1 protein-coding gene is annotated in these 233 nt (G+C 43.3%); it reads right to left on the reverse strand.

Annotated features, from left to right (window positions below; genetic code table 11):
• The coding region (locus AAEY80_RS14885) for a hypothetical protein (RefSeq protein WP_350588645.1) at positions 1 to 233 on the reverse strand (233 nt) is incomplete at both ends.

The raw sequence follows: 233 nt of genomic DNA on the forward strand, positions 1-233 counted from the left end.
CAGATAATCTTCAGAAAAGAACGTGACGCGGCGAACGGCCTCTCTCGCATCACAGATGCCTGACGTTTGCGTTGAGTAGGTCTCTAACTGCTCAGACTCAGTCATTTTTTGATTGAGTTTTTTGATGATTGATTGCTCAATCTCTTCTATGTTTTTACCTGCAAGCTCAGGATGGACTGCCCATTCAATGATTTGGCGCACATATTGCTTTTTACTAACCCCAAGAATACGCT

It is taken from the genome of Psychrobacter sp. 78a-MNA-CIBAN-0178, assembly GCF_040309625.1.
GTDB lineage: Bacteria > Pseudomonadota > Gammaproteobacteria > Pseudomonadales > Moraxellaceae > Psychrobacter > Psychrobacter okhotskensis.